This window comes from Novosphingobium sp. TK46 (assembly GCF_055361525.1).
This window is the reverse complement of record NZ_CM143963.1, coordinates 3,148,181-3,174,267: the sequence shown is the minus strand read 5'-3', so window position 1 is coordinate 3,174,267 and position 26,087 is coordinate 3,148,181. Positions and strand designations below refer to the sequence as shown.

23 protein-coding genes and 1 pseudogene are annotated in these 26,087 nt (G+C 63.7%); 10 read left to right on the top strand and 14 right to left on the bottom strand.

The genetic code is table 11. From position 1 onward, the window contains the following. Nucleotides 1–27: 27 nt before the first annotated feature. Both ACXJ1Z_RS15175 and ACXJ1Z_RS15170 read right to left on the bottom strand, forming a co-directional pair. Nucleotides 28–1,845 (bottom strand): ABC transporter ATP-binding protein, encoded by a 1,818-nt coding sequence (locus ACXJ1Z_RS15175; RefSeq protein WP_463777754.1) that lies wholly within the window; start codon nucleotides 1,843–1,845, stop codon nucleotides 28–30. After that, on the bottom strand, nucleotides 1,845–3,731 hold the full coding sequence (locus ACXJ1Z_RS15170; protein ID WP_463777753.1) for an ABC transporter ATP-binding protein: 1,887 nt from the start codon (nucleotides 3,729–3,731) through the stop codon (nucleotides 1,845–1,847). Before ACXJ1Z_RS15170 ends, ACXJ1Z_RS15175 begins: the two co-directional genes overlap by 1 nt. A 229-nt stretch (nucleotides 3,732–3,960) precedes the next feature. Here ACXJ1Z_RS15170 and ACXJ1Z_RS15165 point away from each other — a divergent pair, with 229 nt between their 5' ends. The 4 genes from ACXJ1Z_RS15165 to ACXJ1Z_RS15150 all read left to right on the top strand — a co-directional run bounded on the left by ACXJ1Z_RS15165 (nucleotide 3,961) and on the right by ACXJ1Z_RS15150 (nucleotide 7,597). Next, the gene (locus tag ACXJ1Z_RS15165; RefSeq protein WP_463777751.1) at nucleotides 3,961–5,325 is read left to right on the top strand and encodes an LLM class flavin-dependent oxidoreductase; all 1,365 of its coding nucleotides are present in this window, start codon (nucleotides 3,961–3,963) and stop codon (nucleotides 5,323–5,325) included. Between the two features lie 33 nt (nucleotides 5,326–5,358). Then, nucleotides 5,359–6,357: a TauD/TfdA dioxygenase family protein gene (locus ACXJ1Z_RS15160; RefSeq protein WP_463777750.1), complete on the top strand. Its 999-nt coding sequence runs from the start codon at nucleotides 5,359–5,361 to the stop codon at nucleotides 6,355–6,357. A gap of 241 nt (nucleotides 6,358–6,598) precedes the next feature. Then, complete coding sequence (locus tag ACXJ1Z_RS15155) at nucleotides 6,599–7,015, top strand: rhodanese-like domain-containing protein (RefSeq protein ID WP_463777748.1); 417 nt, start codon at nucleotides 6,599–6,601, stop codon at nucleotides 7,013–7,015. 132 nt (nucleotides 7,016–7,147) lie between these two features. After that, nucleotides 7,148–7,597, top strand: coding sequence for an RrF2 family transcriptional regulator (locus ACXJ1Z_RS15150; RefSeq protein WP_463777746.1), 450 nt, complete (start codon nucleotides 7,148–7,150; stop codon nucleotides 7,595–7,597). Nucleotides 7,598–7,622: 25 nt separating this feature from the next. Here ACXJ1Z_RS15150 and ACXJ1Z_RS15145 read toward each other — a convergent pair whose 3' ends face one another. Further along, entirely contained in the window at nucleotides 7,623–8,678 is a 1,056-nt protein-coding gene (locus tag ACXJ1Z_RS15145; protein WP_463777745.1) for an aldo/keto reductase, read from the bottom strand. 219 nt (nucleotides 8,679–8,897) lie between these two features. Here ACXJ1Z_RS15145 and ACXJ1Z_RS15140 point away from each other — a divergent pair, with 219 nt between their 5' ends. From ACXJ1Z_RS15140 to ACXJ1Z_RS15130, 3 genes are read left to right on the top strand one after another with little or no spacing between them, the layout of a single operon-like run. After that, a complete protein-coding gene (locus ACXJ1Z_RS15140) occupies nucleotides 8,898–9,974 on the top strand; it encodes an ABC transporter substrate-binding protein (RefSeq protein ID WP_463777743.1) in 1,077 nt (358 codons plus the stop codon). A 49-nt stretch (nucleotides 9,975–10,023) separates the two neighbouring features. After that, nucleotides 10,024–10,929, top strand: a complete 906-nt coding sequence (locus ACXJ1Z_RS15135) for an ABC transporter permease (RefSeq protein ID WP_463777742.1) — start codon at nucleotides 10,024–10,026, stop codon at nucleotides 10,927–10,929. Further along, complete coding sequence (locus ACXJ1Z_RS15130) at nucleotides 10,926–11,699, top strand: ABC transporter ATP-binding protein (RefSeq protein ID WP_463777740.1); 774 nt, start codon at nucleotides 10,926–10,928, stop codon at nucleotides 11,697–11,699. Before ACXJ1Z_RS15135 ends, ACXJ1Z_RS15130 begins: the two co-directional genes overlap by 4 nt. Nucleotides 11,700–11,715: 16 nt before the next feature. On the opposite strand, the gene ACXJ1Z_RS15125 is transcribed toward ACXJ1Z_RS15130, so the two are convergent. Continuing rightward, a complete protein-coding gene (locus ACXJ1Z_RS15125; RefSeq protein ID WP_463777738.1) occupies nucleotides 11,716–12,885 on the bottom strand; it encodes an FAD/NAD(P)-binding protein in 1,170 nt (389 codons plus the stop codon). A gap of 93 nt (nucleotides 12,886–12,978) precedes the next feature. Between ACXJ1Z_RS15125 and ACXJ1Z_RS15120 the strand changes: the two genes are divergently transcribed. Then, nucleotides 12,979–13,257: a hypothetical protein gene (locus ACXJ1Z_RS15120; protein ID WP_463777737.1), complete on the top strand. Its 279-nt coding sequence runs from the start codon at nucleotides 12,979–12,981 to the stop codon at nucleotides 13,255–13,257. Nucleotides 13,258–13,632: 375 nt separating this feature from the next. Continuing rightward, a pseudogene (locus tag ACXJ1Z_RS15115) lies at nucleotides 13,633–15,009 on the top strand (transposase). 110 nt (nucleotides 15,010–15,119) lie between these two features. Here ACXJ1Z_RS15115 and ACXJ1Z_RS15110 read toward each other — a convergent pair. The 10 genes from ACXJ1Z_RS15110 to ACXJ1Z_RS15065 form a co-directional block, all read right to left on the bottom strand. Then, complete coding sequence (locus ACXJ1Z_RS15110; protein ID WP_463777736.1) at nucleotides 15,120–15,749, bottom strand: TetR/AcrR family transcriptional regulator; 630 nt, start codon at nucleotides 15,747–15,749, stop codon at nucleotides 15,120–15,122. Next, the gene (locus ACXJ1Z_RS15105) at nucleotides 15,746–17,269 is read right to left on the bottom strand and encodes an FAD-dependent monooxygenase (protein ID WP_463777734.1); all 1,524 of its coding nucleotides are present in this window, start codon (nucleotides 17,267–17,269) and stop codon (nucleotides 15,746–15,748) included. The genes ACXJ1Z_RS15110 and ACXJ1Z_RS15105 overlap by 4 nt, the downstream gene beginning before the upstream one ends. A gap of 173 nt (nucleotides 17,270–17,442) precedes the next feature. Next, complete coding sequence (locus ACXJ1Z_RS15100) at nucleotides 17,443–17,817, bottom strand: VOC family protein (protein ID WP_463777733.1); 375 nt, start codon at nucleotides 17,815–17,817, stop codon at nucleotides 17,443–17,445. Between the two features lie 110 nt (nucleotides 17,818–17,927). Continuing rightward, complete coding sequence (locus ACXJ1Z_RS15095; RefSeq protein ID WP_463777731.1) at nucleotides 17,928–18,677, bottom strand: SDR family NAD(P)-dependent oxidoreductase; 750 nt, start codon at nucleotides 18,675–18,677, stop codon at nucleotides 17,928–17,930. Between the two features lie 59 nt (nucleotides 18,678–18,736). After that, the gene (locus ACXJ1Z_RS15090) at nucleotides 18,737–19,549 is read right to left on the bottom strand and encodes an SDR family NAD(P)-dependent oxidoreductase (protein ID WP_463777730.1); all 813 of its coding nucleotides are present in this window, start codon (nucleotides 19,547–19,549) and stop codon (nucleotides 18,737–18,739) included. 53 nt (nucleotides 19,550–19,602) lie between these two features. After that, nucleotides 19,603–20,385, bottom strand: a complete 783-nt coding sequence (locus ACXJ1Z_RS15085; RefSeq protein WP_463777728.1) for an SDR family NAD(P)-dependent oxidoreductase — start codon at nucleotides 20,383–20,385, stop codon at nucleotides 19,603–19,605. A gap of 74 nt (nucleotides 20,386–20,459) precedes the next feature. Continuing rightward, a complete protein-coding gene (locus tag ACXJ1Z_RS15080; RefSeq protein ID WP_463777727.1) occupies nucleotides 20,460–21,329 on the bottom strand; it encodes a sugar phosphate isomerase/epimerase family protein in 870 nt (289 codons plus the stop codon). A 212-nt stretch (nucleotides 21,330–21,541) separates the two neighbouring features. Beyond that, entirely contained in the window at nucleotides 21,542–22,429 is an 888-nt protein-coding gene (locus tag ACXJ1Z_RS15075) for a helix-turn-helix transcriptional regulator (RefSeq protein WP_463777726.1), read from the bottom strand. 248 nt (nucleotides 22,430–22,677) lie between these two features. Next, nucleotides 22,678–23,115: a GNAT family N-acetyltransferase gene (locus tag ACXJ1Z_RS15070; protein ID WP_463781269.1), complete on the bottom strand. Its 438-nt coding sequence runs from the start codon at nucleotides 23,113–23,115 to the stop codon at nucleotides 22,678–22,680. Nucleotides 23,116–23,700: 585 nt separating this feature from the next. Beyond that, a complete protein-coding gene (locus tag ACXJ1Z_RS15065; RefSeq protein WP_463777724.1) occupies nucleotides 23,701–25,191 on the bottom strand; it encodes an aldehyde dehydrogenase family protein in 1,491 nt (496 codons plus the stop codon). A 185-nt stretch (nucleotides 25,192–25,376) separates the two neighbouring features. Between ACXJ1Z_RS15065 and ACXJ1Z_RS15060 the strand changes: the two genes are divergently transcribed. Continuing rightward, entirely contained in the window at nucleotides 25,377–25,769 is a 393-nt protein-coding gene (locus tag ACXJ1Z_RS15060; RefSeq protein ID WP_463777722.1) for a GbsR/MarR family transcriptional regulator, read from the top strand. Nucleotides 25,770–26,087: the final 318 nt, after the last annotated feature.

The following is a 26,087-nucleotide window of genomic DNA, read 5'->3' as shown; positions in this document are numbered from 1 at the left end:
GCCAACCCTCCCCCTCCCAACGCGAGCTCAAGCCGCCTCGTCGAACGACGAAAAGTTGCGACGATACAGGTCGGCATAAAGCCCGTCATGCGCCAGCAGCTCGGCGGGCGAGCCCTGCTCCAGGATCGCGCCGTCGCGCAGCACGACGATGCGATCGGCATCCTTCACCGTTGCCAGGCGGTGGGCGATGAGGATGCTGGTGCGGCCCTTCTGAAGCACCCGCAGCGCATTCTGGATCTGCGCCTCGACGAAGCTGTCGATGCTGGCGGTCGCCTCGTCCAGGATCAGGATCTGCGGGTCCGCGACCAACGCCCGCGCAAAGCTGAGCAGCTGGCGCTGGCCCAGCGACAGGTTCTGCCCGCGCTGGTCGAGTGCGGTGTCGTACCCTTGCGGCAGGCGCACGATGAAGTCGTGCGCGCGCACCGCCTTGGCAGCCTCGATCACCGCCTCGCGGCTGGCGTCCACGCTGGAATAGCGGATGTTGTCCAGCACAGTGCCGGTGAACAGGAACGGCTCCTGCAACACGATCGCGATGTTGCGGCCCAGCGCTTCGAACGTGAGATCGCGCACGTCGTGCCCGCCGATCAGCACTTGCCCGTCCCACACGTCGTAGAAGCGGCGCACCAGCGAGGCGACGCTGGTCTTGCCCGAGCCAGTCGGCCCGACCAGCGCGATGACCTGCTGCGGTGCGATCTGCAAGTCGAAGTCGCGGATCACCGCCTGGCCCGGGTGATAGCCAAAGGTGACGCCGCGCAGCTCGACCGACGGCACCAGCCGGCCCGGATCGATCGCGTCCGCCTTTTCCTGCAAGGTGACCGGCACATCGAGCACCTCGAAGATGCGCTTGCCCGCCGCGGTCGCGCGCTGGAGCAGAGTGTACTGCTGCGACAGGGTGCGGATCGGATCGAAGAAGCGCTGCACGTAGAAGATGAAGGCCACCATGACGCCCACTTCGATGCGGCCGTTGATTGCCAGCATGCCGCCACCCAGCACGACCACCACCATCGCCAGCCCGGTGAGCACGTCGACCACCGGCACCATCGTCTGGCCCGACCATGCCGCGGCGACTTGCGCGTCGAAGTTGCCGTCGACCTTGGCGGTGAAGTCGCGCAGGTTCTCGCCCTCACGCCGGGCGCCCTGCACCACGCGCACCCCGGCGATGTTCTCGGCCAGCGCGCCGTTGACGATCGACGAGGTGTCACGCGCGCGCGAAAAGGTCTCACGCGCCCGGGGCAGCCAGCGCGCCCGCACGAACAGCAGCGCCGGCAGCACCGTCAGCGTCAGCAGGCCCAGCCGCCACTCCATCACGAACAGCACCACGACGATGCCGACCAGCAGCGCCAGGTCGCCGACCGCGCTGATCGAAGTCTCGAAGAAGTCCTGCAGCGCATTCACGTCGCCCTGCAGCCGCGACATGATGCGGCCGACGTGGGTCTGGTCCATGAACGAGAGCGGCAGGCGCTGCAGGTGCTCGAACATGGCGCGGCGCATGTCGAAGATGACGCGCTGGGCGAGCCGCGCCGCAGTCATCTCGTTGAGGTAGCTGCTGGCGGCGTTGGCGCCGATCAGCGCGACGAACACCAGCAGGATCGCGTTCAACGACCAGCTGCCCGGCGCGCCGACGATGCTGTCGACCGCCTTGCTGATCAAGTACGGGATGCTGACTTGCGTGGCGACGAACGCCAGCACCGCCGCGATCGCCGCGATCAGCGTCCAGCGATAAGGACGCACGAAGCCGTTAAGGCGGCGGAAGGTCTGGGTGTCGACCGAGGCGAACACTTCTTCGCCGCGCGCGCTGTGGCTGGCTGCGAGGTTGGCTGCGCGTGTGGTGACTGTGGTGGCCATCAGGCGCTCTCCCTCAGGTCGTCGGCGAAATCGTTGGCGGGTTCTTCTTCCGCCTGGCTCTGCAAGTCGTAGAGCGTGGCATAGTAGCCCCGCGCCGCGCGCAGTTGCCGGTGCGAGCCGCGCTCGACCACGCGCCCGGCGTCGAGCACGATGATCTCGTCGGCATGCATCAGCGAGCCGACCCGGTGCGAGATGATGATCGTCGCGCAGTGCCCGGTCGCCCCGCGCAGCGCCGCGCGCAAGCGATGCTCGGTCGCGGCATCGACCGCGGAGGTCGCATCGTCGAACACCATCACCGCCGGGTCGGGTACCATGCCGCGTGCGATGGCGACGCGCTGGCGCTGGCCGCCCGACAGGGCCGAGCCCCGCTCACCCACCGGAGTGCCATAGCCGGCGGGAAGCGCGACCACGTGCTCGTGCATCTGCGCCAGCAGCGCGGCATTGTGGACCGACTGGTCCTCCGCCTCGGGATCGGCATAGGCGATGTTGCACGAGACGCTGTCGTCGAACAGGAACACGTCCTGCTGCACCAGGCCCACGGCGCTGCGCAGCGAGCCGAGCGTGACATCGCGAACATCCTGGCCGTCGATGGTCACCCGGCCGCCGGTCACGTCGTAGAAGCGCGGGATCAGTTGGGCGATGGTCGACTTACCCGACCCCGACGGCCCGACGATGCCCAGCGTCCGCCCGCGGCCCACCGCAAAGCTGACGCCGTCCAGCGCCAGCGGCGCGTCCTCGCCATAACGGAACGACACGTCCTCGAACCGCAGCACGCCCGCTCCCGGCACCAGCGGCGCGGCATCGGGTGCGTCGCGGATGGTCGGTTCGAGGTCGAGCACCTCGAACACCCGCCGCCCCGACGAGATCGCGCGAGCCGACGAGTTCATGATCATGCCGATCTGGCGCACCGGCAATTGCAGGATGGTCATGAACGCCAGGAACTGCGTCAGCTGCCCCACGGTGATGATCCCTGCGCCGACGCGATGCCCGCCGACCCACAGCACCAGCGCCATCGCCAGGTAGTAGGCCGAGTTGATCACCGCCATCGAGCGCGAGCGGACCACGATCCGCTCGTTCGCCAGCGCCAGTGCGGCGTTGCCCGCGGCATCGAACTTGCCCATTTCGAACGCTTGCGAGGAGAACGCGCGCACCACTCGCGCGCCTTGCAGGTTCTCCTCCATGACGCGGGTGAGCACCGACAGCTTCTCCTGCAGCCGGGTCCAGGCAAGCCGCAGGCGCAGGCCCATGTTGGCCGCGCGCCAGGCGACGACCGGCACGAAGCTGAGCGTCAGCGCCGCCATCACCGGATCTTGCCGCACCAGCAACGCGCTGCCGATGCCGAGCAGCAGCACCAGGCTGATGAGGCGCTGCATGCCGTTCTCGATGAACCCGCGCACCCCCTCCAGATCCAGCATGCCGCGCGTGATCAGGTCGCCCGAGTGGACCCGGTCATGGTAGTCGAAGCCGAGCCGCTGCAGCTTCTCGAAAAACGCGAGCCGCAGGTCGCGGCCGACGTTCTGGCCGATGACTTCGCTGGCATAGCCCGACGCCATCTGCAGCCCGCCGCGCAGGATCGACGCCCCCAGCACCAGCGCCGCGGTAAGGCCAAGCACGCGCAGAGCGGGCCCGCTGCCAAGGTCGCTGGCCGGGCCGCCTCGCTGCAACAGCGCGTGCACCTGGTCGACCGCGCGGCCAAGCAGCCCCGGCACCATCAGGTTGAAGACCGTCGCGCCGACACTGGCCACCGTCGCGAGCGCAAAACGCCGGCGATAGACCAGCGCAAGCCGGATCACCCGCCACAGCATCGCCGGCGCCTCGCGCACGTCGATGCCCAGGCTGCGCACGACCGACGCGGTCCCGGATGGCGGATTCTGATCGGTCGACACAAGCCCCTCCATGTTGGATTTCACACCCGATAGATATACTTTGTTCCTCTGACAAGAGCCTGAGCTCGTTCGAGCCCGATGACGAAAAGTCGCAGAAAACGAGGCATAAGCGCACAAGAAAGCGTTGCCGACCATTGCGCCGGTCCCCGAAGTTGAATCTTGACTCATCTACTATGGTATGGAACTTCTAGGGCGCGACATCGGGTCGCCCAAGAGGTTCTTCGATCCCATGACACACTCTCGAAAGCTTCGGCTCGGCGCCTTCATCATGGCTACCGGCCATCACGTCGCCGCCTGGCGGCATCCTGCGGCACAAGCCGACGCCGGCCTCAACATTGCGCACTATCGCGAGCTCGCGCAGACCGCCGAGCGCGGCAAGTTCGACATGGTGTTCGTGGCCGACAGCCCCGGCGCCGGCATCCAGACCGACCCCGCCGCCGCCGCCCGCACCGCACAAGGCGTCAAGTTCGAGCCGGTCACGCTGTGGGCCGCGCTCTCGCAAGTGACCGAGCATGTCGGCTTCGTCGCCACTGCGTCCACCACGTACGAAGATCCCTATACTCTGGCGCGCAAGTTCGCGTCGCTCGACTGGATCTCGAACGGGCGGGCCGCTTGGAACGTGGTCACGACCGGCCAGGATGTCTCGCCCAACTTCGGGCTTGGTCGCCACCCGGATCATGCCTTGCGCTACGAACGCGCCGAGGAGTTCCTGACCGTCGTGAAGTCCTTGTGGGACACCCACGAGGATGACGCTTTCATCCGCGACAAGGACAGCGGCGTCTATGCCGATGCCGACAAGATCCATGCGCTGGAGCACGACGGCGCGTTCTTCAACGTGCACGGCCAGCTCAACGTCGGCCGCCCGCCGCAGGGCCATCCGGTGATCGTGCAGGCCGGCGCCTCCGAAGCGGGCCGCGACCTCGCCGCGCGCACCTCGGAAGTCATCTTCACCGCCAACCTCACCATCGAGGACGCGCAGGAATTTTACGCCGACGTGAAGGGCCGCCTGCCCCGCTTCGGCCGCGATCCCGAGCAGTTGCTGATCATGCCCGGCATCTTCCCGGTGCTCGGCGGCACCGAAGCCGAAGCGCGCGACAATTACGAATACCTGCAGTCGCTGGTGCATCCCGAAACCGCGTGGAACATCCTGAGGCGCCACTACCAAGGCGCGGACCTGAGCGGCTATTCTCTGGACGACATCGCCCCGCCGCTTCCGGGCGAGACCAACGGCAACAAGAGCCGGCTCAAGCTCGTGACCGATTACGTCGAGCGCGAACGCCCGACCTTGCGCCAGCTCTACCGCACCATGGCGACCGCACGGGGCCATCGCGTCTTCGTCGGCACGCCCGAGCAGACCGCCGATGCGATCCAGGACTGGTTCGAACACGGCGCGGCGGACGGCTTCAACATCATGCCGCCGATCCTGCCCACGGGCCTCACAGATTTCGTCGACCAGGTCGTACCGATCCTGCAGCGGCGCGGGCTGTTCCGCACCGAGTACGAAGGCTCGACGCTGCGCGAGAACCTCGGCCTCGAACGCCCGGCCAACACCTTTTCCGCGCGCAGAACCGCAATCCGCGAGAACGCGGCCTGATCACGTTTCCATCGAAGAAAAAGGAGTAAGCCCATGACTATCGATGTGCTCGAACGCACCAAGACAACCGTCAACTCGGTCGCCAATCTCAAATTCCAAAAAGCCACTCCGGTCATCGGTGCCGAAGTCACCGGCCTCGACTTGCGCGAGGAGCTCGACGCGGAGACCGTCGCCAAGCTGCGCAAGAAGCTGCTCAAGCACAAGGTGCTGTTCTTCCGCGATCAGCCGATCAGCGACGAGGATCACATCCGCTTCTCCAGCTACTTCGGCAGCGTCACGCCTGCCCATCCCATCACCAACGGCCGCAAGGGCGGACCGGTGCAAGTGATGGAGAACGTCAAGTCGCTCCAGCGCGACCGGCCCAGCGTGTTCGACGCGGTGCAAAAGCAGCACCACCGCGCCTTCAGCCGGCCCCGCACCGGCCGCGGCTGGCACACCGACATCACCTTCGTCGCCAACCCCAGCGACATCACCTTCCTGCGCATCCTCGATGGGCCGGTGGCCGGCGGCGACACGCTGTGGGTCAACCTCGAAGCGCTGTACAACAGCCTTTCACCAGCATTTCGCGCCAGCATCGAGAACCTGAAGGCGGTCCACGCCCGCGACGATGCCTACAACGGCTTCCCACCGCCACCTCGCGACGACGGCCGGCCGACGCCGGGCTTCCTCGCGCGCCACCCGCTTGTGCGTGTCCATCCCGAGACCGGCGAGAAGTCGCTGTTCCTGAGCCCCGGCTTCATCAAGTACATCGACGGCTTCAGCGACGGCGAGAGCGACGCGCTGCTCGGCTTCCTCAAGAACGAACTCGCCGGACGCGCCGAATTGCAGGCGCGCTTCAACTGGAGCCCCAACTCGATCGTGGTGTGGGACAATCGCGCGACCAGCCACTGGGGTCCGGTCGACTGGGAGCACTTCGAGGAAGAGCGCATCGTGCGCCGCACCACCGTCGGCACCAGCACCGCAACCGGCCCGGACGGCTACGTGTCGGAACAGATCGCCGGTGACTTGTTCTACACGCTGGACGATCAGTAACTCGGCTCATGGCTCGGCGACGGCGCGCAGGATTGGTCGCGCCGTCGCCTGCCTGTGCGGCGATTGCGACGAGGAAAGCCGATCCTCTCAATCTGAAAGTGGAAGTGTCTGGCATTTCTCTACTGATGTAGTAGAAACACCGCTGTTGGGGACCGCTTCCGCTCTCCCGACAGTCAGACACAAGCCACGAGCTAAGGCGACCACGTCAGGTTTCGTGACTCCTGAAACCGGGAGACGAACGATGGCCAGTTACAGAGACCTCCACAAGCTTGCCCGGCTTGCCCGCCGGCAGATCCGCGAAATCGCCCCGTCCGAAGCGCGCGCGAAAGTCGCGCAAGGGGCGCTTCTCATCGACGTGCGCGACGAGGAGGAATTGCTGCGCAACCCTCCGCTTGCCGGCGCGCTGCACCTCAGCCGGGGTCGGCTCGAATATCTCATCACCGATGCGGTCGGCAGCAAGCACGACCCTATCGTCATCTACTGCGCCGGTGGCAACCGCGGCGCCTTGGCCGTGCAGAGCCTGCAGACGCTGGGCTATAGCCAGGTGTTCAACGTCGCGGGCGGACTGCATGCCTGGCGCGACAGCACCGGTCAGCATTGGTTCGCGCCGGGCTGGGATGCTCCTGCCGGCGCGGGCCTGTCGCACGGAACCGTCTGACCGACCTGGGATAAGTGACCCCGTCGCGGCTGTGCGTCGGCTTGCGAGGCATCGGGCGCTGACCTATAGGCCGAGCCAACGATCGTTGGCGCGCTTGTGGTCTGCGCCTGACCTTGCAAGGTGTTCTTTCCCATGCTTTCCCAACGCGGCCGGTACGCGCTGAAGGCTCTTCTCAACATAGCCCGCGCCAAGGGCGCGACGCGCCAGGTGTCCGCGATCTCCGAGCAGGAGAGCATCCCGCGCAAGTTCCTGGAATCGATCATGTCGGACTTGCGCCGGGTCGGCCTGGTCAAGAGCACGCGCGGCAACATGGGCGGCTACCAGCTTGCGCGGCCCGCCGATCTCATCACCTTTGGCGAAGTCGTGCGCGTCACCGACGGACCGCTGGCGATGCTGCCCTGCGTCAGCCGCACGCTTTACCAGCGCTGCGACGACTGCCCGGACGAGCATGCCTGCCAGTTGCGCGCGCTGTTCTCCGAAGTGCGCGACGCCACCACCCGCATCCTCGACAACCGAACGATCGCCGACGCCTTGCGCGAAGAAGGCGCGACCACGACCGAGCCGGCGCGGGCTGCCGGCTAGCGACAGGGCCTGCGCCGGGTTTTTCTCACGGCGCCGGATTGCTGTGCACTTGGTGGATGGCGTCGATCGCCTGCGCCAGTTCGGGCGTGATCGTCACGTCGAGCGCGCCGAGGTTTGTTTCCAGCTGCTCCAAGGTCGTTGCGCCGATGATCGCCGAGGTCACGAATGGGCGCGAGAGAACGAACGCGATCGCCAGTTGCGAAGGATCGAGGCCATGCTCGGCTGCAAGCTTGAGGTAGGCGTCGATCGCCGCCTCGATGCCCGGCTTCTGGTAGCGCTGGCCGCGATCGTAGAGCGTCAGCCGCGCGCCCGCGGGCTTCGCGCCGTGCTGGTACTTGCCGGTCAGGAAGCCCTGGCCCAGCGGTGAGTAGGCCAGCAGGCCGACATCCTCGCGAACCGCGATTTCGGCCAGACCGATCTCGAACGTGCGGTTGATCAGGCTGTAGGCGTTCTGGATCGAGACCACGCGCGGCAGCGCGCCGTTGGCCTCGGCCGCGCTGACGAAGCGTGCCGTCCCCCAGGCCGTCTCGTTCGACAGTCCGATGTGACGCACCTTGCCCGCGGTCACCAACTCGCCCAGCGCATCGAGGGTTTCCTCGATGGCGATCTCCTCGGCGCCCTTGCCCGGCACGAACGTCGTACCGCCATCGCCGAACAGGGGCACCACCCGGTCTGGCGAGTGGAGTTGGTACAAGTCGATGTAGTCGGTCTGCAGCCGGCGCAGCGACTGCTCGACGGCGTAGTGGATGTTCTTGCGGTCGAGCTTTGGCGTTTCGCCATCGGGACGCAGCCAGGCATTGTTCGTTCGGCCCGACACCTTGGTGGCGAGCACGACCTTGTCGCGGTTCGCGCGTGCCTTGAGCCAGGTACCCAGGATCTCCTCAGTGCGTCCTTGCGTCTCGGCGCGCGGCGGGATGGGATAGATCTCGGCGGCATCGACTAGGTTGATGCCGCGATCGAACGCCAGGTCCAGCTGTGCATGACCCTCGTCCTCGGTGTTCTGCTCGCCCCAAGTCATGCTGCCGAGCGCGATTGCCGAAACCTCGATGTCGGTGCGGCCCAGCTTGCGGGTTATGCTCATGATCGTCTTCTTTCCTAGGCTTTGGATAGACATTGCAGTCGTCGGCTGCGCGCCGTCGCGGTGACACGACGCACACGACATTCGCCATGGACAACGCGAATAGGCCAGCTTGGCTGCAGCAAAGCTTTTTCGTGGCTCGCCCTGACATACGACGACCAAACGGCACTTGACGATCTAATTCATATCCGTCCAGTATGAAAGGACAACGAGGAGTGCGAAGTGGCGGGAAGGTCGATACGAGGTCGCGACATCGGCGCAATCATCGCGATCGCTCTGGTCGTGCTCGCGTTCATACCCCTGCTGCTTCATCTGGTACGCGGTCAGGCGGCTAGCGCATCGGGGCTGGCGCTCGATGCGCCGATCCCCCAACGCGTTCCGGCCGGGACCACCATCGTCGTCGGCGATCCGCTGACTCAGAAGGTCCTTGAACGCAACGGCTGGCTCAAGGGCCTGCCGTTCAAGGTCCAGTTCGCGCAGATCACCGGCGGCCCCGGTGTGACCGAGGCGTTCCAGGCCAAGGCGCTGGATGTCGGGTCGGCCGCGAACATTCCGCCGATCCATGCGATCTGGGTCGGCATCCCAGTCAAGATCGTCGCCTGGCGCTTCCGCACCGAGCCGTGGCGCCATCCGATCTACGTCATCGCCACGCGCCCCGGCAGCCCCATCACCAAGGTGGCGGACCTGAAGGGCAAGCGCATCGCCTACAGTCCCGGCCAGGCCCAGGGCGCGGTCGTGTTGCGCACGCTGGCGCATGCCGGGATCGCGCAAAAGGACGTCACACTGGTCGACCTGCCCGCAGCGGCGGACACCTACATGGGTGCGCTGGCTGCAGGCGAAGTCGATGCCGCTCCGATCGGCGCCGGGCTGCAAGCCAAACGCTATCTCGAAAAGTACCAGGCAGACGGCGCCAGAGTGATCGGCCACGGCGCTTTCCGCGACGATCCCGGCATCCTCTACGTGCGCACCGAAACGCTGCAGGATCCGGCGAAGGCCGCCGCGATCCGCCAGTACGTGCAGCTGTGGGCGCGCGCGCAGACGTGGATCGACACCCATCCGCGTGAATGGGCGCAGCTCTACTACGTCCGCGACCAGGGCGTGACCGCAGCCGAGGCGGCGCTGATCATCAAGGAAAGTGGCCGCTCCGACATTCCGCGCAGCTGGGATCAGGCGATCGCGGTGCAGCAGGAAACCATCGATTTCATGGCCGCCGAGATGAGCAACAAGCCCTTCGACGCCCACACCATCTTCGACCGCCGCTTCGAGACCGTGGCTGCAGACGCACTGCGCCCGTCATGACCCGCCTCGTAAGCCGCCTACCGGAACCGCTGAGCAAGGATATCCGACCATGAGCACGTCCACGGCAGAACTGCTTCGCCCGGCGTTTCCCGAATACGCCGGGCCGCCGCAACGATACGGCTATCGTCGCCGCCCGACGCTGGAAGAAGTGCCTTCGGGCTCGCCGCTCCGGCGCGGCCGTCACCGCCTCGCCCTGCCCAGGCCGCTCGCCTACGGCTGGCTGCTCGGCCCCGCTCTGCTGCTGATCTACTGGTCGGTGGGATCGCTGTCGGGCTTCATCGACAGCCGTATCCTGCCCGCGCCATGGGTCGCGATCACCACCGGCATCGACTTGTTCGCCGACGGACGGCTGCAGCACAATGTCCTGATCTCGTCGATCCGCGCGCTGGAGGGTCTGTTCTTTGGGGTGACCGCGGGCATCGCCGTCGCCTTCCTGTCGGGCCTCAGCCTTGTCGGCGGCTACATCTTCGACAGTGTCATCCAGCTCAAGCGGGCGATCCCGACGCTCGCGCTGATCCCCTTCTTCATCCTGTGGTTCGGCGTGGGCGAGGTGATGAAGGTGACGATGATCAGCGTCTTCGTGTTCCTGCCGATCTACGTCCACACCCACAATGCCTTGCGCGGCATCGACTTGCGCTTCGTCGAACTCGCCGAGACCACGCGCATCAGCTACCTGCAGTTCCTGCGCCACATCGTCCTGCCCGGCGCCTTGCCCGGGATCATGTTGGGCCTGCGGTTCGGGGCGATGGCGGCCTGGGTCAGTCTGGTCGTGGTGGAGCAGATCAACACCACCAGCGGTATCGGCTACATGATCAACCTGGCGCGCAATTACGCGCAGGCCGACGTCATGCTGGTGGGGCTGGTGCTCTATGCCGTGCTCGGCCTGACCACCGACCTCGCGGTGCGCCTGATCGAGAAGCGCACCATCACCTGGCGCCGGACACTCGCGCAGTGACGACAGCTACCGCTATCCGGACCGGACCGATCGTCCGCATCCGCAACCTCGTGCGCCGCTTCACCGTCAAGGGCGTGCTGAACGGCCTCGATCTCGACATCGCGCATGGCGAGTTCATCGCCCTGCTGGGCCGCAGCGGATCGGGCAAGAGCACGCTGCTGCGCGCCATCGCGGACCTCGACCATGAGGCGATCGGCGGCGGCGAACTCTATGTGCCGGAACGGATCTCGGTGGTGTTCCAGGACTCGCGCCTGCTGCCGTGGAAGCGACTGATCGACAACGTCGTCCTCGGCCTCAACCAGCCCGACGCGCGGCAACGCGGGATGGATGCGCTGTCCGAAGTCGGCCTCGCCGGGCGCGAGCGGTCCTGGCCGCACGAGCTGTCGGGCGGCGAACAGCAGCGCCTCGCCCTCGCCCGCTCGCTGGTGCGCGAGCCCGAGCTGCTGCTGGCGGACGAGCCGTTCGGCGCGCTGGACGCGCTCACCCGGATCAAGATGCACGCGCTGGTCAAGCGGCTGGTGCGCGTGCACAATCCGGCGGTACTGCTCGTCACCCACGACGTCGACGAAGCGATCGCACTGGCCAATCGCATCATCGTGCTCGATCAAGGGGTCATCGTCGCCGACCTCGCCAATGATCTGCCGGACGAGGAGATCGCCTTGCTCGAACACAAGGCCGACATCCGCGGCGTCCTGCTCGCGCATCTGGGCGTGGGCAAGGATGGCCGATCGCTGGCCGGCGATGTCGCCAGCCCCGCGACCACCGGGTAGGTACGAGCCTCGGCGGCTACAGCCCCTCGCCGCCGACCCAGTGCGCGTTGCCCAGGTAGCGGCCAAGATCCCAGACCTGCCGGCGAATGTCCGGCACCGCGACCGTCTCCCACGCTTCGCCCTTGGTGATCGGACCGACGACGAACAGCCGCTCCTGCGCCCTGCCCTCGGCGTCGAACGCACGGCCGGTCCGGTCGACGTCCAGCCCCAGTTCGTGTGGGTCCGCTCGCAACCGGCCTTGGCGCACCAGATCGCGCAGCAGCGGATGGTCGGCGCGAGCCAGCGCGCCTTCGGGACCGGTGCAGTTGATCACCCGGTCCGCCATCATGCTCTGCGCTTCGACCGCTCCGCGCGGGCGCCAGTCCAGCCGCACGCGTTCGCCGTCCACTTCGGCGCGCAGCAGCTTGCCGGCGGTGAATGTCACTCGCCCGGTACTCTCGAGGTCGTCGATCTGACGCGCCACTGCAGGGGCCAGGCGGTGGCGATGAACATCCCAGTACGGCCGCAAGTGACGCAGGAACCGGCGCTGCGCCGCCAGATCGTGGCCACGCCACAAGTGCTGGGTATGTGGTCGCAGCTCATCGATGGCCGCGCGCCAGCCGGTACTCGCCGCCCGCTCGCGCACCGCGCGCACCAGCCACGAGCCTCTGGCTTCGGGGCGCGTCGGTGGCGAGACGACCGGCCCGACCTCGGCATGGGCGCGCGGCTTGAGCCCACGGCGCGACAGCGCGGTCACTCGCCCCCGAAAGCCTGCACCCTCCAGCGAGACGATGACGTCCGCAGCGGTCAGGCCCGATCCCAGCAGCACGATGTGATCGAGCTTGTCCACGCCGTCGGTCGCTGCCGGGCTCCACGGGTCGGGTGCATACAGATGCTGCGGCAACCCGGCGAGCAGAGGCATCGGCGTTGGCGGGAAGTTGCCGAGCGCCAGCACCAGCGCGCGACAGGCAATCGACTTGCCGCCTTTCAGCGCCAGCGTGATGGACTCGGTTCCAAAAGACGCTGCAACCGCTTCTCCCTGCACGATCTGCGCACGATCCGGCGACGCTGCCATCGCGTCGACCAGCAGCTCGCGGAGATAGTGGCCGTAGGCGAGCCGGGGCACGAAGCGGCTACAAACGCGCCACTTGCTCGCAAGGCTGGCTTCCTTGAAGTCGAAGCGGCGCCTGGCGACGTGCGTGCGCAAGACGACGCTGTGTTCGCGCCGTGGGGTCCCAAGGACAAAAAGGAGGGTGTCGCGTATTTTGCGCGCGCCGGTCGTTCGGAGACGCGCTCGGCTATGGCACTCGAGATCACACCTCGTACTAGCGGGGGCAATAGTTTCGTGCTTCTTCGCGACGGCAAGCCTGTAACTGACACAGCAGTCAAGGTTATATCCCCGGACAAATGGTCGAAAGCCATCAAGCCTGACGCGCAAGGCTCAATCATTGTACCAGTGCGCGAGAAGGGCCGCTATCTCCTGACCACCACACTTAAGGATGAGGGCACCTTCAGCACCAGCCTTGGCGTGGTTGCCGTTTTGCACTTGATCGCAACCACCACCTTTGTGGTCGATTGAGGCAGCAACTCAGCCCGAATTAGCCTTGCATGCTCAGGCTCATCACGCCGTTAGGCATGTGGCCGCCATGTTTGCGACTTCCGCTCTGGAGCGCGGAACGGCGCGTGGGCTTATCATCAAGTCATCAAGTCGAGATGAAGGCAAAAAGAAGCCTGGAATTTCAGGCTAAAAGAACCAGTCGTGAGCAGCCATCCTCCCACTTCGCTGCCCGTTGATCACCTCTGCGGCTTCAATCACATATGAACGGCCGTCCGCTTTCGGGCATCCCCTCGCGGCAGCTAAAAGTCCGGAGTGAGGGCGTTGTGTTGGAAAACTCGGCCTTGAAGTAGGTGCCAAGTCCTGATTCAATCTCCCCAAGTGATTGGAGATCGGTCGATGATGGGTGAGCGGACGGTGGCGCAGGAGGCGCTGTTTTATAGCTTCAACATCGAACTGCACGTGCCGGCCGATCACCTGTTGCGGTCCATCGACCGGTTCGTCGACCTGTCAGGTGTGCGCGACCATTTGCGTCCGTTCTATAGTGAGACGGGCCGGCCCTCGATCGATCCCGAGCTGATGATCCGGATGCTGATCATTGGTTATTGCATGGGGATCTGCTCGGAGCGCCGGCTGTGCGACGAGGTGCATCTCAACCTCGCTTACCACTGGTTCTGCCGGCTTGGCTTGGAGGGCGACGTACCCGATCACTCGACGTTCTCTAAGAACCGGCACGGCCGCTTTCGTGACAGCGACCTGCTGCGAAAGGTGTCGAAATGACGGTGCAACAGTGCATTGCGGAGAAACTCGTCGGCGGTGAGGGCTTCGCGGTCGATGCCAGCCTGATCCGAGCCGATGTAAGCCGACCGCGCGCGGTTCTGTCCGTAGATGGCCTGCCACCCGAAGCAGCGAGTCGGGCCGTGCGCGAGTACCTGGAAGTGCTCGACGATGCCGCCTTTGGCGGTGCGACACCGGTCGTGCCCAAGTATCTGGCGCCGTCCGATCCGGCCTCGCGCTTCACTGCCGCGACGCCGGAGCGCGCCTTCTTCGCCTACAGCACCAACTACCTCATAGACCTCGAGCACGCGGTCATCGTCGACGTCGAGGCGACCACCGCGATCCGACAGGCCGAGATCCTGGCGCAGCGCCGGATGATCGATCGCACGCAGGAGCGGTTCGATCTGTGGCCGGCGCGGCTCGCAGCCGACACCGCCTACGGATCAGCCGAGAACCTCGCCTGGCTGGTTGAGGAGAAAGGCATCGAACCACACATCCGTGTGTTCGATCGCTCCAAGCGTCGCGACGGCACTCTTGAGCGTGACAGCTTCACGTTCGATCACCAGGATCGACAGCTACACCTGCCCCGAAGGCAAGCGGCTGCGCCCTTCCAACCGTAACTTCACTACCGAGCGCTCGCGTGTCGATCAGGACGGCTTCATCCGATACCGCGCTTCGCAGCATGACTGTGGACCGTGTGCCTTGCGGCAGCGCTGCACGCCCAACACGCCAGCGCGCAAGATCATGCGCTCGATGCACGAGGGAGCACGCGACATGGCGCGCGACCTTGCCACAACCGATGCCTACGTGACCTCGCGGCGCCAGCGAAAGAAGGTCGAGATGCTGTTCGCCCACCTCAAGCGCATCCTGAAGCTGGATCGGCTGCGATTACGCGGCCCCAACGGAGCAAAGGATGAATTCCTCCTAGCCGCCACCGCTCAAAACCTTCGCAAGATGGCCAAGATCATCCCGATGCCCGCGCAACCAGCGCCAGTCTGAGGTGACAGGCGCCTTTGGCAACGCACCTCAAGCTTTCCAGCGCGAAACCACGCCTGACTTCTTCAACAGAATCGGGGCAATACCTGTCGGCTTTGATCGCGAGCAAACGGCTAAGTTGACCCGCTCAAGCTTAAACCGCGCACTACCGTCTCGGCATGTTGGAGAGCCAAGGCATCCAAGCTAGGCCAGCCATCACCGGATGGCCCGAACACTTCGTGATAGAGTATCCCGGTGACCATCGGCCCCATGACCGACAGGGCGTGCAGGCGCGGATCGCCGGGCGTGATTTCCCCGGTTGCCTGACCTTGGGCAATGATGGTGGTGATGCGATCCAGCATCGGAGATACGACCTCGTGATGCCAGATCGAGGCAAGGTCAGGGAAGCTACGGCTTTCCGCCAGAACCATTCGTACAACAGCCGGGATGCGGCTTTGGCCTACGCTATTCGCAATCTGTCGCAGCATTGCTGGCACCAACGTCGCAACCGTCCCGGTGGGTATGGCCTCTTCAACGAAGCCAAGATTTTCTCCAGCCAGGTGCCGCACGGAGGCCCTGAACAGATCCTCCTTGGCATCGAAGTATCGGTAGAGCGTGCCTTTCACCACGCCAGCACGCTGCGCGACCTCGGTGAGTTTCGTCGCGGCAAAGCCTTTCAGCACGAACAGTTCCAATGCCGCTTCGATGATCTCACCGGGCCGGGCATCCTTGCGCCGGGTCCACTTGGGTCCACCGTCCGTCATCGGGCGAGCATGAAACCCTTATCGGCCAGATAGCCGTCGATCGCGGTGATGGACTGATCGGGGGCTGCGAACGCGATGTAGGTATCAGGCCGCAGGAGGTAGGCTGCATCCTGCTCGAACCCGGCGTCCTTGTACTCGGGCGCCCACGTGAAGGCGTTCAGCTCGACACCGTGCTTCTCGCTCCATGTGCGCAGATCGTCATGGACAGTGCCATAGACGTGTACCTGCCATCCGACTTTACGCAGCGGCTCGTAATTGTCCGATCCAGTCATCTCAACCCAAGGCAGACGATCACCGCCCTTCACCTTTCCAGCCTGTCCTTCGCTGATTGGGCCGTCCTGATAGGTCAGCGTCGTTTGCGACACGGTGCGAAACATGAACTCGCGCACGGTCCCGAAGCCGTAAGCGACACTGGCGACGGTCGGGAAGATGTGAGTCCGCACAAAGTCGGCGAAATTGCCCTGTCTGGTCGCGAAGGTGAACAACCGGTCGGTCGTGTCGATCACTTTGCGCGCGAAGGCACGGCGCTCTGCATCATAACTGTCGAGCAGGCTATCGGGAGCATGGCCCTTGATGACTTCCGCCAGCTTCCACGCAAGGTTGATCGCATCACCGATCCCGGTGTTCATGCCCTGCCCGCCTGCCGGACTGTGGACGTGTGCCGCATCACCCATAAGGAACGCGCGACCGTGGCGGAAGCTGTCGGTGACGCGGTGATGGACCCGGTAATGCGAGAACCAGTTCACCTTGTCGATCGTGATCCCGAGCTTATCGATTGCCTCGTGGCTGACATCGTCGAACGTCAGGTTTTCGGGATGGTCGGCGCGCTCACCGCGTACGGTGCCGATCAGACGGAACGTCCCACTATCGCCATAAGGCAGGATCATAACGAAGTCGCTGCCATCAAGGGCAATGTGCGCCTCGTTGGCGGGCTCGATGCCGTGCAGCGTGACATCAGCGACGTAGAAAATCTGCGCGTAGGTACCGCCCTCAAAGCTGCCCCCGACCTGCTTGCGGACGGTAGAGCGCGCGCCGTCGGCACCGGCAAGATAGCTCGCCTCGAACACCTCTTCCGATCCGTCAGCGGTACGAAGTCGCGCCGTGACGTGATCGCCCGTTTCCTCAAATGACAGCAGCTCGGTCTTGCGCTCGACGGTGACACCCATCGCCTCAAGCCGCTCGATCAGGAAACGCTCATGCTGATCCTGCGGGAAGACCAGCAGGAAGGGATAGGGCGTGAGGCCCTTGCCGGCGTCGCCCAGCGAAAGCTCAGCCCGACGCTTGCCCCCAGCCCAGAAGTTCATGGCGAGGTCCTTGTGACCCGCCGCAACCACCGCGTCGCCCATGTCGAGCTGGCGATAGAGTTCAAGCGTGCGCGCCTGCACCGCCATCGCACGGGAGGTTTCGCCAGGCCCGGCGCTCTTGTCGATGATCCGGACACCGATGCCCTGTTTGGTCAGCCAGAGCGCAAGCACCAGGCCGGTAGGACCAGCCCCCGCAATCAAAACCTTGCCTGCCATCACTATCTCCCTATCCGCTAATGACTCTGAGGTCATTAATCTGGGAGGGGCGTGCGCCGATACAAGGGTCTCAACTCCACTGGCGCAGAATCAGCTAGGGATTTGCGTCTGTAACGCTCACAAAACGACCGCTATTACCTGTGTCGCTCTTTCCCCGCTTTTCAAACTGACGTTCAGCTCGGTTCAGAGAAATTTAGCTCGAGGATGATTCCATGCGGATCGCGGACGAATATCTGGGCGACCCCCGGTGTAAGGTTGTCCGATTCTGCATATTCGATGCCCTGCTGTTTTAAACGCGCTCTCATTCCGGATCGATCGGTGCAGCACAGCGCGACGTGGTCGATGACGCCTGTATTTGCTCCTGCAGGCTCCAAATTCCGAAAATGGATTATGGCCTCGCCTTGAGAATCAAAGAGCCAGTGAGATTGGTTCCCCATCACGACCGGCCCCTGCCTGTAAACGAGGCCCAAAACGTCCTCATAGAAGCGGGCGGACGTTTCGGGGTCAGTGGTTCTGATGTTCACATGATCGAGGCCAGCGACAGCCATATGATTTCGCCTTTTAAGCATTTGGTTTCGCAGCGACGCGATTGTCCAGTCAAAGTCAGGAGCCTCGCGCTGGCGTTGCGGGGACAGTGCACCCTTGCAGCGCCGCAGTGTCAGGTCACGGTGAACCCGCCATCGACAGCCAGTACCTGATTGGTCACGAGCCTGGCTGCCGGCGTGGCGAAATACAGCGCGGCTGAACCGATGTCGCGCGGGGAACACATGCCAAGCGGGGGACGGCGGTTGCCCGGCCCATGTGAAGGCGGACCTTCCGCACCGATCGCGCCGGGCGTGCCGACGCCCCCGGGAAGAACGGTGTTGACGGTGATGGCGTGTTCGGCAAGCTCGAACGCCGCGCTGGTCGTCAGCGCGGCAAGGCCGCCCTTGGAAGCCAGATATGCCGCCAGCCCCTGAACGAACTGACCGACAAGGCCACACGAAGCGCAGTTGATGATCCGCCCGCCCTCGCCCTTCGCGATCATGGCCCGGGCGACTTCACGTATCAGCAGGAACGGCGCCAGCCCATTGACCGACTGGATACGATTCCAGTGCGCAACCGAGCCTTCCAACAGCAGTTCGCGGTGCTGCAAGCCCGCATTGTTGACGAGCGCCCAGGGCGGGCCATGGCGATCGACCACTTGCGCAACGGCCGCGACGATCGACGCTTCGTCGGTCAGATCGACAACCACATAGTCGGCCGCAGAGCCGGCATCGACCTGCGCCTTGGCGCCTGCCTCATCCTTGTCAGCGATCACGACAATGGCACCGGCCTCACTCAGCACTTCGCAGATACCGATACCAATGCCGCTGGCCCCACCGGTGACCAGCGCGACCCGGCCCGACAGATCGAAAAGGTTTGTCATGTTCATGTTTCTCCGAAGGAAGATGTTGGACTTTGCATGGTCAGGTGGTCAGCAGGGTGTCAGGTCGCCCCGTTCGACGCGAACAGGTCAGCCATCGCAGCCTCCATGGCCAAGACGCGATCCCGACGCTCGGTCGCGGACTGTGGTATGGGGCCGCGGTCCTGATCGTCGAGAGCCCAATTATGGATGGGTCCGTGTGGCAGGCGCTCGAGCCCAACACGCGCAACGTCGTCGGCGTTCGCAAGACCTTCCGGCACGGCAGCGCCGCGAGCTGCCAACCATCGACGCAGTTCGGGGGTATCCGTGCGTCCGAGGATGAGATTGAGCACGTCCACACCATGACCGCGCAATTCCGCCCAGAGCGCCTCGCCAAGGCACAGATCGAATGCCTTGCTGCCGGCGTAGGGGCCAAGGCCGCTGGCGCCGCCGTAGCACGCCCCTGATCCCACCAGCAGGATGCCGCCGCGACCACGCTCACGCATCGCTCCCCCCAGCAGATGCGCCGTGTGCATGACGGTCAGGACATTGCGCGTCACAAGCTCGGTCCATGCGGCGATGTCGGCATCGAAAAAGCCTGTGCCTTGCGTGTCCCCGCCCGCATTGCTGATGTAGAGGCCGACCTCGCGGCCAGCACTCACCGCCTTGATGGCGTCGATTGCATCGGGACGCGAAAGGTCGATCGAGGCGGTGACGCTCTCGGTGCCATGCTTGGCCTTCAGCATGGCAGCCAGCTTTTCCAGTGGCTCGGCGCGCCTTGCGACGAGGATCAGCTTGAAGCCCTGCTCCGCCAAGCGATGGGCAAAGGCCGCGCCGGTACCCTCCGAAGCGCCGGCGATCAGCACCCAAGGGCCATATTTGCTCAACGCGTCCATGCTCGCTCCTGTCTTCGAAGTATGGTGCCCTGCTATAGGCCGCCCTCCGCAGCTCAAGCTGGCTTAAGAGCGCCCGCCATCGCCATCAGCGCATCGCGGCGCGGCATGGCGAGCATTTTGTCAAAAATGGCACGGTAATGATCGCTGCTCACGAACGTCGGGCCGTTGGCGATGTTGTCCAGCGTCAACTGGACGACATCCTGCGCGGTCATCACATTCCGGAGTGTCGCTGGATCGATGCCCTGGGATGCTGCCGCCTCGGACTCTGTCGCGCCAGGGCACAGGGTCAACACGTCGATGCCGTCTGGGGCCAGCTCCGCCCAGAGCGCTTCGCCTAGACTGACGACAAGCGCCTTCGATGCTGAATAGGCTGCAGAATAGGGGCAGCCCATCAACCCTTCGACAGACGACGTGAGGATCAGGCCGCCACGTCCCCGCGCCTTGAGCCGTGGTATGAAGCCATGTGCGAGTTGCATGGGGACGTTGCAGTTGACCATCAGCATGTCGGTCATCGCGCGTGGATCGTTACTGGAATGCTCGCCCTTCATGCCAAAGCCGGCATTGCTTACGACCAAGCCGACATCCTCGTCCGCACAGAGTGCCAACATGTCCCGGGTGGCCGCGTCATCCGTGAGGTCCACCTTGGCCGTCACCACGCGGACGCCATGTTCCCGTGTCAGGCGTTCGGCCAGTTCTTTCAGTCGATCCAGCCTTCGGGCGACGAGAATAAGGTCAAGTTTGCGAGCGGCAAGCGCTCCGGCGAATGCCACGCCGATGCCGGACGAGGCGCCCGTTACCAGCGCCACAGGACCATATTGAGCTTTGAAGTCGGACATTGGGAGCCTCCGGGGCGAATCGAGCAAGGTTGGGAGTTGGCCGGCGCTGTCGGCGGGGCGTTCTCCAGGATCGGTCAGTCCATGAGATGCCCTGCTCGCTCGAGCAGCCTGCGAGCGGCATCGACGCATTTGCCGAGCCGCTCGCGAGGGCCGACCCCCGCCTCGGCTTCGCTGCGCAGCGGGATCTCCAGGCTGAAGACACGATCGGTCGGCAACGCCGCCACGATCGCGTCCAGCCTCAGCCCTCCCTCTCCAGGGGCGACCCGCTCGAACATCGATTCCTCAAAGTAGCTGGCGAAGAGTGGCTCAGCCGAAGCATCGCAGAGTTGGATGTAGCCTATTAGCTTTGGATCGACCGCAGCGAGGTCCGCGGCACTTGATCCGGAACGAACCAGGTGCATCGTATCGATCAGAAGCTTAAAATCAGCTCGCCCAACCTGCCCGATCGCTTTTAAAGCGCTGGGCAAATCAGCCACAGTGAGGCTGGGGGCGAACTCGACCGTCGTTTCCATGCCGCGCGCCGCAGCAAGCTCTGCCAGCGCCGCAAACTGGTCCACAGTGTAGTCCCAGTCGGGGTCCATGCTGACGGTGTTGACCCTAACCGTGCCCAGTTCAGCGAAGATATCAAGGTCGCCGGCATAGTCCGCCACATCATGGCCCGGACGGATCGTCAAGCCTTCGCCCAAGGTGATGCTCACCCCCCGATCTCGCAGCGTCGCGCTCATCGATTGCCGCAGCGCTGCATCGTCGCGAAGTGAAAATGTCTCGTACCCATGTGGGTTGTACGGAAAAGCGCTGAGGCCCGTCGAAATGGCACGGCATCCCAGATCGGCCGCGAGATTGACATACTCCACCGGGGGCAAGCCGAATACGCTTAGTGCCTCGAGTCCAAGAGATGCCACGACGGCCCTTCCTTCCCACTTCATGCCATCGATCGTCAGCAAGCACCGAACCTGGCGCACTTGCCATGCCTTGAGGGGCGATCGAACCGCTCAGCTCACAGCTTGGCTTCGCGGACGTCGAATACGAAATCCCAAGGCTGGCACCTGGGAACGCCTTCACCGTACACACGGTCGACCCGTCATGAGGATCGGATTTGCTAGTAACAATGAAGTTTTGCTTCAAGATCGGGACATTGTGTCGATCACTTGCCATCTCAGCTCGAAGCGGCAGTCACCTGACCTGTTTTCAGGAGGCTTCGATATTGGCCGGGGGTCATCCCCGTCGCCTGATGAAACGCGTAGATGAAGCCGGATGGAGACGCGAAACCCATGCTATAGGCGGTCGCCTTGACGCTACCGGACGTCGCAAGCAAACGCTTGGCGTTTTCGATCCGTTTTCGAGCGACGTGTTCGCCCAAAGCGATACCTCGACTGACCCGGAACGCACGGGAAAGGTGGCGAACAGAAAGACCGCACAGCATCGCCAGATCCGATAGCGTTGGTGGTTCATGCACTTCACGCAGGCGCTCATCGATCAAGCGCAGGCGCCATAGTGCCAGACCTCCATCTGACTTAGCCTCCACATGAGCACGAAGATGCCGTTCCAAAAAGACAGCCATCTGGATCGCCGCCGCTTCGCAGAAGACTTTGCTGGCAAATCCCGGATTGCGGGCTTCCTCGCCGAGCCGTCGCATGAGCAACGCGATCTCCCGGCTTCCGACGTCCAAGCTGTGCTCTAACCTGCGGTCGTTCCAACAAAGATCGTCGTCCAACCAATCGGCGACGCTTGCTGCGGATAAAAAGCAGACTATGGCTCGCTGATCGCCCAGACCGTTTCTGACTTGCAAGGTTTCTGCCGGAGGAAGCAAAAACAGCTTCCCGGCGCGTTCGTATCGATGGGTTCTCCAATGATCACAATACCGGACCTGTGTCCCCGGCAAACGTGCGTCTAGGCTAAGGTCAAAACGGTAGGCTTCGTCTTCGCGCAGCAAATGTGTCTGTGAGGTGCGTAGCGAAAGCTGCAACACCTGAACCCGGACGGACGGAAGATGAATTTCACCTGCCAGGGTGGTTGAATCCACAGATCTATCAGTCGCGATCAAGTGAAATCGTCCTGGTCTACGGCGCGGATTCGCTGACCGGTTCCCATCGTGCCGATGGTGGGCAGTGCATGCAGATGGTTCTCACCCCGCGCCTGGCTGCCGGATATAGCGGGCCATGGCAGCGCTGAACACAAGAGAAAGGGCCTCACAACAGTCAATCAGTATCGGTCCGGAAAGTGAGTGTCCACCAGAGTGATCGCGGGGATGCGGGGTCTGCCGATTGTGGCTTCGGCTTGCCGAGCAGATGTCTAACAAACGACCGGGGCTATCGATAATGGCGCGACCGTTACCCTGATTGTCTTGATTAAGATCGTTCGTGAACGTCGCCGACTATATGATCCAACGATCGAGGCTGTGGAGTATGGAGAGATCGTCTCCCATCCAAGCGCTGAGTAGAGGGATCGACCGGTTTCGGTGGCAACGAGCAACTCCGTGCCGCTGGGATGCTGACGAGCATCATGTAGCGCCTGCATGAGGGCGCGCCCTAACCCTCTCCGGCGGTGGTCAGGCTCTGTTACAATCCGATCATAGACGAAGACGTTGTGGGTTTCTGCCGCATAACCGCTTGCTGCGATCTTGCCTGCCGCTGAGAATATTTGGGCTTCCGACACCACGCCGGTCCGTCTTACCTCAACTCTGTATCCGTACGGTAAGTGTCCGCTGGGGAATTTGGCGGCAGCCTGCATGAAATAGCCTGGAGCGTGCAGCGTCCAGTCCGTCGGTAGTGCAGCGCGTAGCTCCTCGGCCGTGCCGCACAGCTTCAGGAAATAACGAGGGTCGCCGATGGAACGAGCGAGATGTTCGAGGCCAAGGTTTGCTCTCGCAAACACCCAACGGGCGACTGCTGCGTCTGACTAGGTATCGACGCGAAAGCCGCCTTGGTCCGGAATCGGCAACGGCAACCCACGCGCGATCGATCTGGCGGAAAGCCACGCTTCCAGAAGCGCAGGATCAACGCCTTGATCTTTCATAGGTCTTCTCCAGGAGCACAGTGACGTCCTATCGCTCCCACTAAATGCGAGTTTTGAGAAGCTGTCGCCTTTCCTGATGCACCATCCCATTTGGACGGGCTGACGTGGCGCTCGAAGCCCCTCCCCCCTTCATGAATGGACGGCAGCTTTCAGGTTCCTATCAAAGCGGACTCTATCACCAAAATTGGGTGGATAGCGGTCATTAAACCGACATCGACATATCAACCGAAGCCCAAACTTCTTTGGCGGCAGATAGGTTTAAGGGAGTGCTCCAGATTGTAAGGAACACTCCCGAGTAGATCAGACTGGGTAAGCCATAACTTTAGTTTCGAGGTATTCCTCGATCCCGTCGACACCCCATGCGCGGCCGATCCCGCTGTGCTTGTAGCCGCCGAACGGCAGATCGCCGTTGATCGGAGTTCCACCGTTCACACCGATGGTGCCTGTACGGATCCGCTTGGCGACTGCAATCGCGCGCGCCTGGTCGCTAGACCACACGCCGCCGGACAGGCCATAGACGCTGTCGTTGGCGATGCGAATGGCGTCGTCGTCATCGTCGAATGGGATCACAACCAGCACAGGACCGAAGATCTCCTCCTGCGCGATCCGCATATCGTTGGTCACGTCGACGAAACACGTCGGCTCGATGAACCAGCCAGTGCCGATGTCCGGACGAAGAGCCCCGCCGGCAAGCAGCGTCGCGCCTTCCTCGATGCCCAGGTCCACGTAGGCCTTTACGCGCTCCATCTGCTTCTTCGAGACGACCGGTCCCATAGAGCAGGTCGGCTCGTCGAAGTGGCCCCACTTGTCGGTGAAGCCTTCGTATGCTGCGCTTAGGATCTGCTTGGCTTCCTCGTACCGGCTCCGCGGTACCAACAGACGCGACTGCACGGCGCAGCCCTGGCCGGCATGAAACACGAGGATGGACTGGGCGACGATCCGAGCGAAGTCCTGTGCGTCGTCGAGCACGATGTTCACCGACTTGCCGCCCAGTTCCAGGAACGCGCGCTTCATCGTCTCCGCGCCTTGCCTGACGATGTGCTTGCCGATTGCGGTCGAGCCGGTGAAGGTGATTAGATCGACGCGCGGATCGGTGACGAGCATCTCGCCTGCCTCGGCCGGATCGCTTGCGGTGATGACGTTGAGGACGCCAGCGGGGAAACCCGCTTCGGCAGCCAGCTCGCCATAGATCGCACCAGCAAGAGGCGTGTCGGGCGCAGGCTTGAGGATGACCGTGCAGCCCGCCAGCAGCGCCGAGACGACCTTTTCGGCGTTCACGTAGAGCGGGAAGTTCCACGGTGTGATCGCCGCGACCACGCCGATGGCCTCGTAGAAGGCGGTGCGCTGGCTGGTACCGGACGAAGTCTCACGGATGCCGTAGTCCTTCTCCCACTCCAGCTTGGGATAGACTTCCATCAGGTCGCGCCAGCTATTGAGGCAATTGGCCACCTGGGCGCGGTTCACCGCCATCAGCGGAGCACCCACTTCGTGTCGAGCGATCGCGATCAGCTTGTCGCGGTTCGCTTCGAATAGATCGTAAAGCTTCTTGACCAACGCGAAGCGCTTCTCGTGATTGGTCGACCAGTCCGTCATGTCGAAAGCGCCCCTTGCAGCAGCAATGGCTTCCTCGACATCCTTGCTGGAGGCGTCGGCGGCAACCCCGACCGCCTCGCCCGTCCATGGACCGATGTTGTCGAACGTGCGCCCACCCTCGGCTCGGCGGAGAACGCCATCGACATAGAGCAGGCCTTCAGGAAGAACGGACGCGGCGCTTTCAGGCATGGTAGGCATGTGTTTCATCCCAATCGTTTCTTTTTGCGAGATCAGGAAGCTAATGTTGGCGCACCAGGCTAAGCTTGATTCCCCATCTCTAATTTCGTATATTTCCTAAATGAGAAATTATGTCAACGAACATGCTCACTGACGATCAGCGCCGCTTTCTCGATGAGTTCGTGACGCTGCTGGCAGGATGGAACATGCCGGCCAACGCCGCCCGCGTTTACGGCTATCTGCTGTTCCAAGGTGAGCCCGCAAGCTTGGACGAGATCGCCGAGAAGCTGGAGATCAGCAAAAGCAATGCCTGCAAGGCAGCCAAGCTGCTGGAGAATGCAGGCCATTGTCGACGCGTTGGCGAAAAAGGCACCAAGCGCGTGCTCTATGTGGCGCGCGAAGATTTTGGCACGCCGTTTCTGTTGCGAACAGCATCACTCGGTGCCTTGAACCGGCTTATGGAAACGCGGGGCAGCAAGGTTGCGAAAGGCTCGGCGGCGCGGCGGATTTCAGATCTGGCCGGCTTCTATCGCGAGATGCAAACCGCTATGGAAACCATCATCAGCGCCGATGTCGATCGAGCCGATGCCGCACCCTAGCGGTTAGCTGCTGAGGACGCTTCATGTCCGCAAATGGGGCGGGAGGCGCCCCGGCCGGCGAGTTGGGATGTTCTACAACGTCCTAGAGAGCTACTTCGCGTCGCCGCAGAGAGCACCGCCCGCTGAGCCTCGAATGCACGTCCCAATGCGGGCCGCGCTCCTCCGCGTGCGACATACGTGACGACAGTGGGGTGTCTCTTCCATGAGGCCTGACTAGGCCAGCTTTTGTGACCATGATTCCGGATTACCGACTTGTTCCCGAAGGCGCTGGCGGCGCCGCCCTCCCCGGCCGAGGCTTGGTGAGGCGCACCCGGTCGC

What these genes read in the sequence shown, in the direction of transcription:
- ACXJ1Z_RS15175 (WP_463777754.1), bottom strand. Translation starts at nt 1,845, where the DNA reads ATGGCCACCACAGTCACCACACGCGCAGCCAACCTCGCAGCCAGCCAC.
- ACXJ1Z_RS15165 (WP_463777751.1), top strand. Translation starts at nt 3,961, where the DNA reads ATGACACACTCTCGAAAGCTTCGGCTCGGCGCCTTCATCATGGCTACC.
- ACXJ1Z_RS15160 (WP_463777750.1), top strand. Translation starts at nt 5,359, where the DNA reads ATGACTATCGATGTGCTCGAACGCACCAAGACAACCGTCAACTCGGTC.
- ACXJ1Z_RS15155 (WP_463777748.1), top strand. Translation starts at nt 6,599, where the DNA reads ATGGCCAGTTACAGAGACCTCCACAAGCTTGCCCGGCTTGCCCGCCGG.
- ACXJ1Z_RS15150 (WP_463777746.1), top strand. Translation starts at nt 7,148, where the DNA reads ATGCTTTCCCAACGCGGCCGGTACGCGCTGAAGGCTCTTCTCAACATA.
- ACXJ1Z_RS15145 (WP_463777745.1), bottom strand. Translation starts at nt 8,678, where the DNA reads ATGAGCATAACCCGCAAGCTGGGCCGCACCGACATCGAGGTTTCGGCA.
- ACXJ1Z_RS15135 (WP_463777742.1), top strand. Translation starts at nt 10,024, where the DNA reads ATGAGCACGTCCACGGCAGAACTGCTTCGCCCGGCGTTTCCCGAATAC.
- ACXJ1Z_RS15120 (WP_463777737.1), top strand. Translation starts at nt 12,979, where the DNA reads ATGGCACTCGAGATCACACCTCGTACTAGCGGGGGCAATAGTTTCGTG.
- ACXJ1Z_RS15110 (WP_463777736.1), bottom strand. Translation starts at nt 15,749, where the DNA reads ATGACGGACGGTGGACCCAAGTGGACCCGGCGCAAGGATGCCCGGCCC.
- ACXJ1Z_RS15105 (WP_463777734.1), bottom strand. Translation starts at nt 17,269, where the DNA reads ATGGCAGGCAAGGTTTTGATTGCGGGGGCTGGTCCTACCGGCCTGGTG.
- ACXJ1Z_RS15100 (WP_463777733.1), bottom strand. Translation starts at nt 17,817, where the DNA reads ATGGCTGTCGCTGGCCTCGATCATGTGAACATCAGAACCACTGACCCC.
- ACXJ1Z_RS15095 (WP_463777731.1), bottom strand. Translation starts at nt 18,677, where the DNA reads ATGACAAACCTTTTCGATCTGTCGGGCCGGGTCGCGCTGGTCACCGGT.
- ACXJ1Z_RS15090 (WP_463777730.1), bottom strand. Translation starts at nt 19,549, where the DNA reads ATGGACGCGTTGAGCAAATATGGCCCTTGGGTGCTGATCGCCGGCGCT.
- ACXJ1Z_RS15085 (WP_463777728.1), bottom strand. Translation starts at nt 20,385, where the DNA reads ATGTCCGACTTCAAAGCTCAATATGGTCCTGTGGCGCTGGTAACGGGC.
- ACXJ1Z_RS15070 (WP_463781269.1), bottom strand. Translation starts at nt 23,115, where the DNA reads ATGCAGGCTGCCGCCAAATTCCCCAGCGGACACTTACCGTACGGATAC.
- ACXJ1Z_RS15065 (WP_463777724.1), bottom strand. Translation starts at nt 25,191, where the DNA reads ATGCCTACCATGCCTGAAAGCGCCGCGTCCGTTCTTCCTGAAGGCCTG.
- ACXJ1Z_RS15060 (WP_463777722.1), top strand. Translation starts at nt 25,377, where the DNA reads ATGCCGGCCAACGCCGCCCGCGTTTACGGCTATCTGCTGTTCCAAGGT.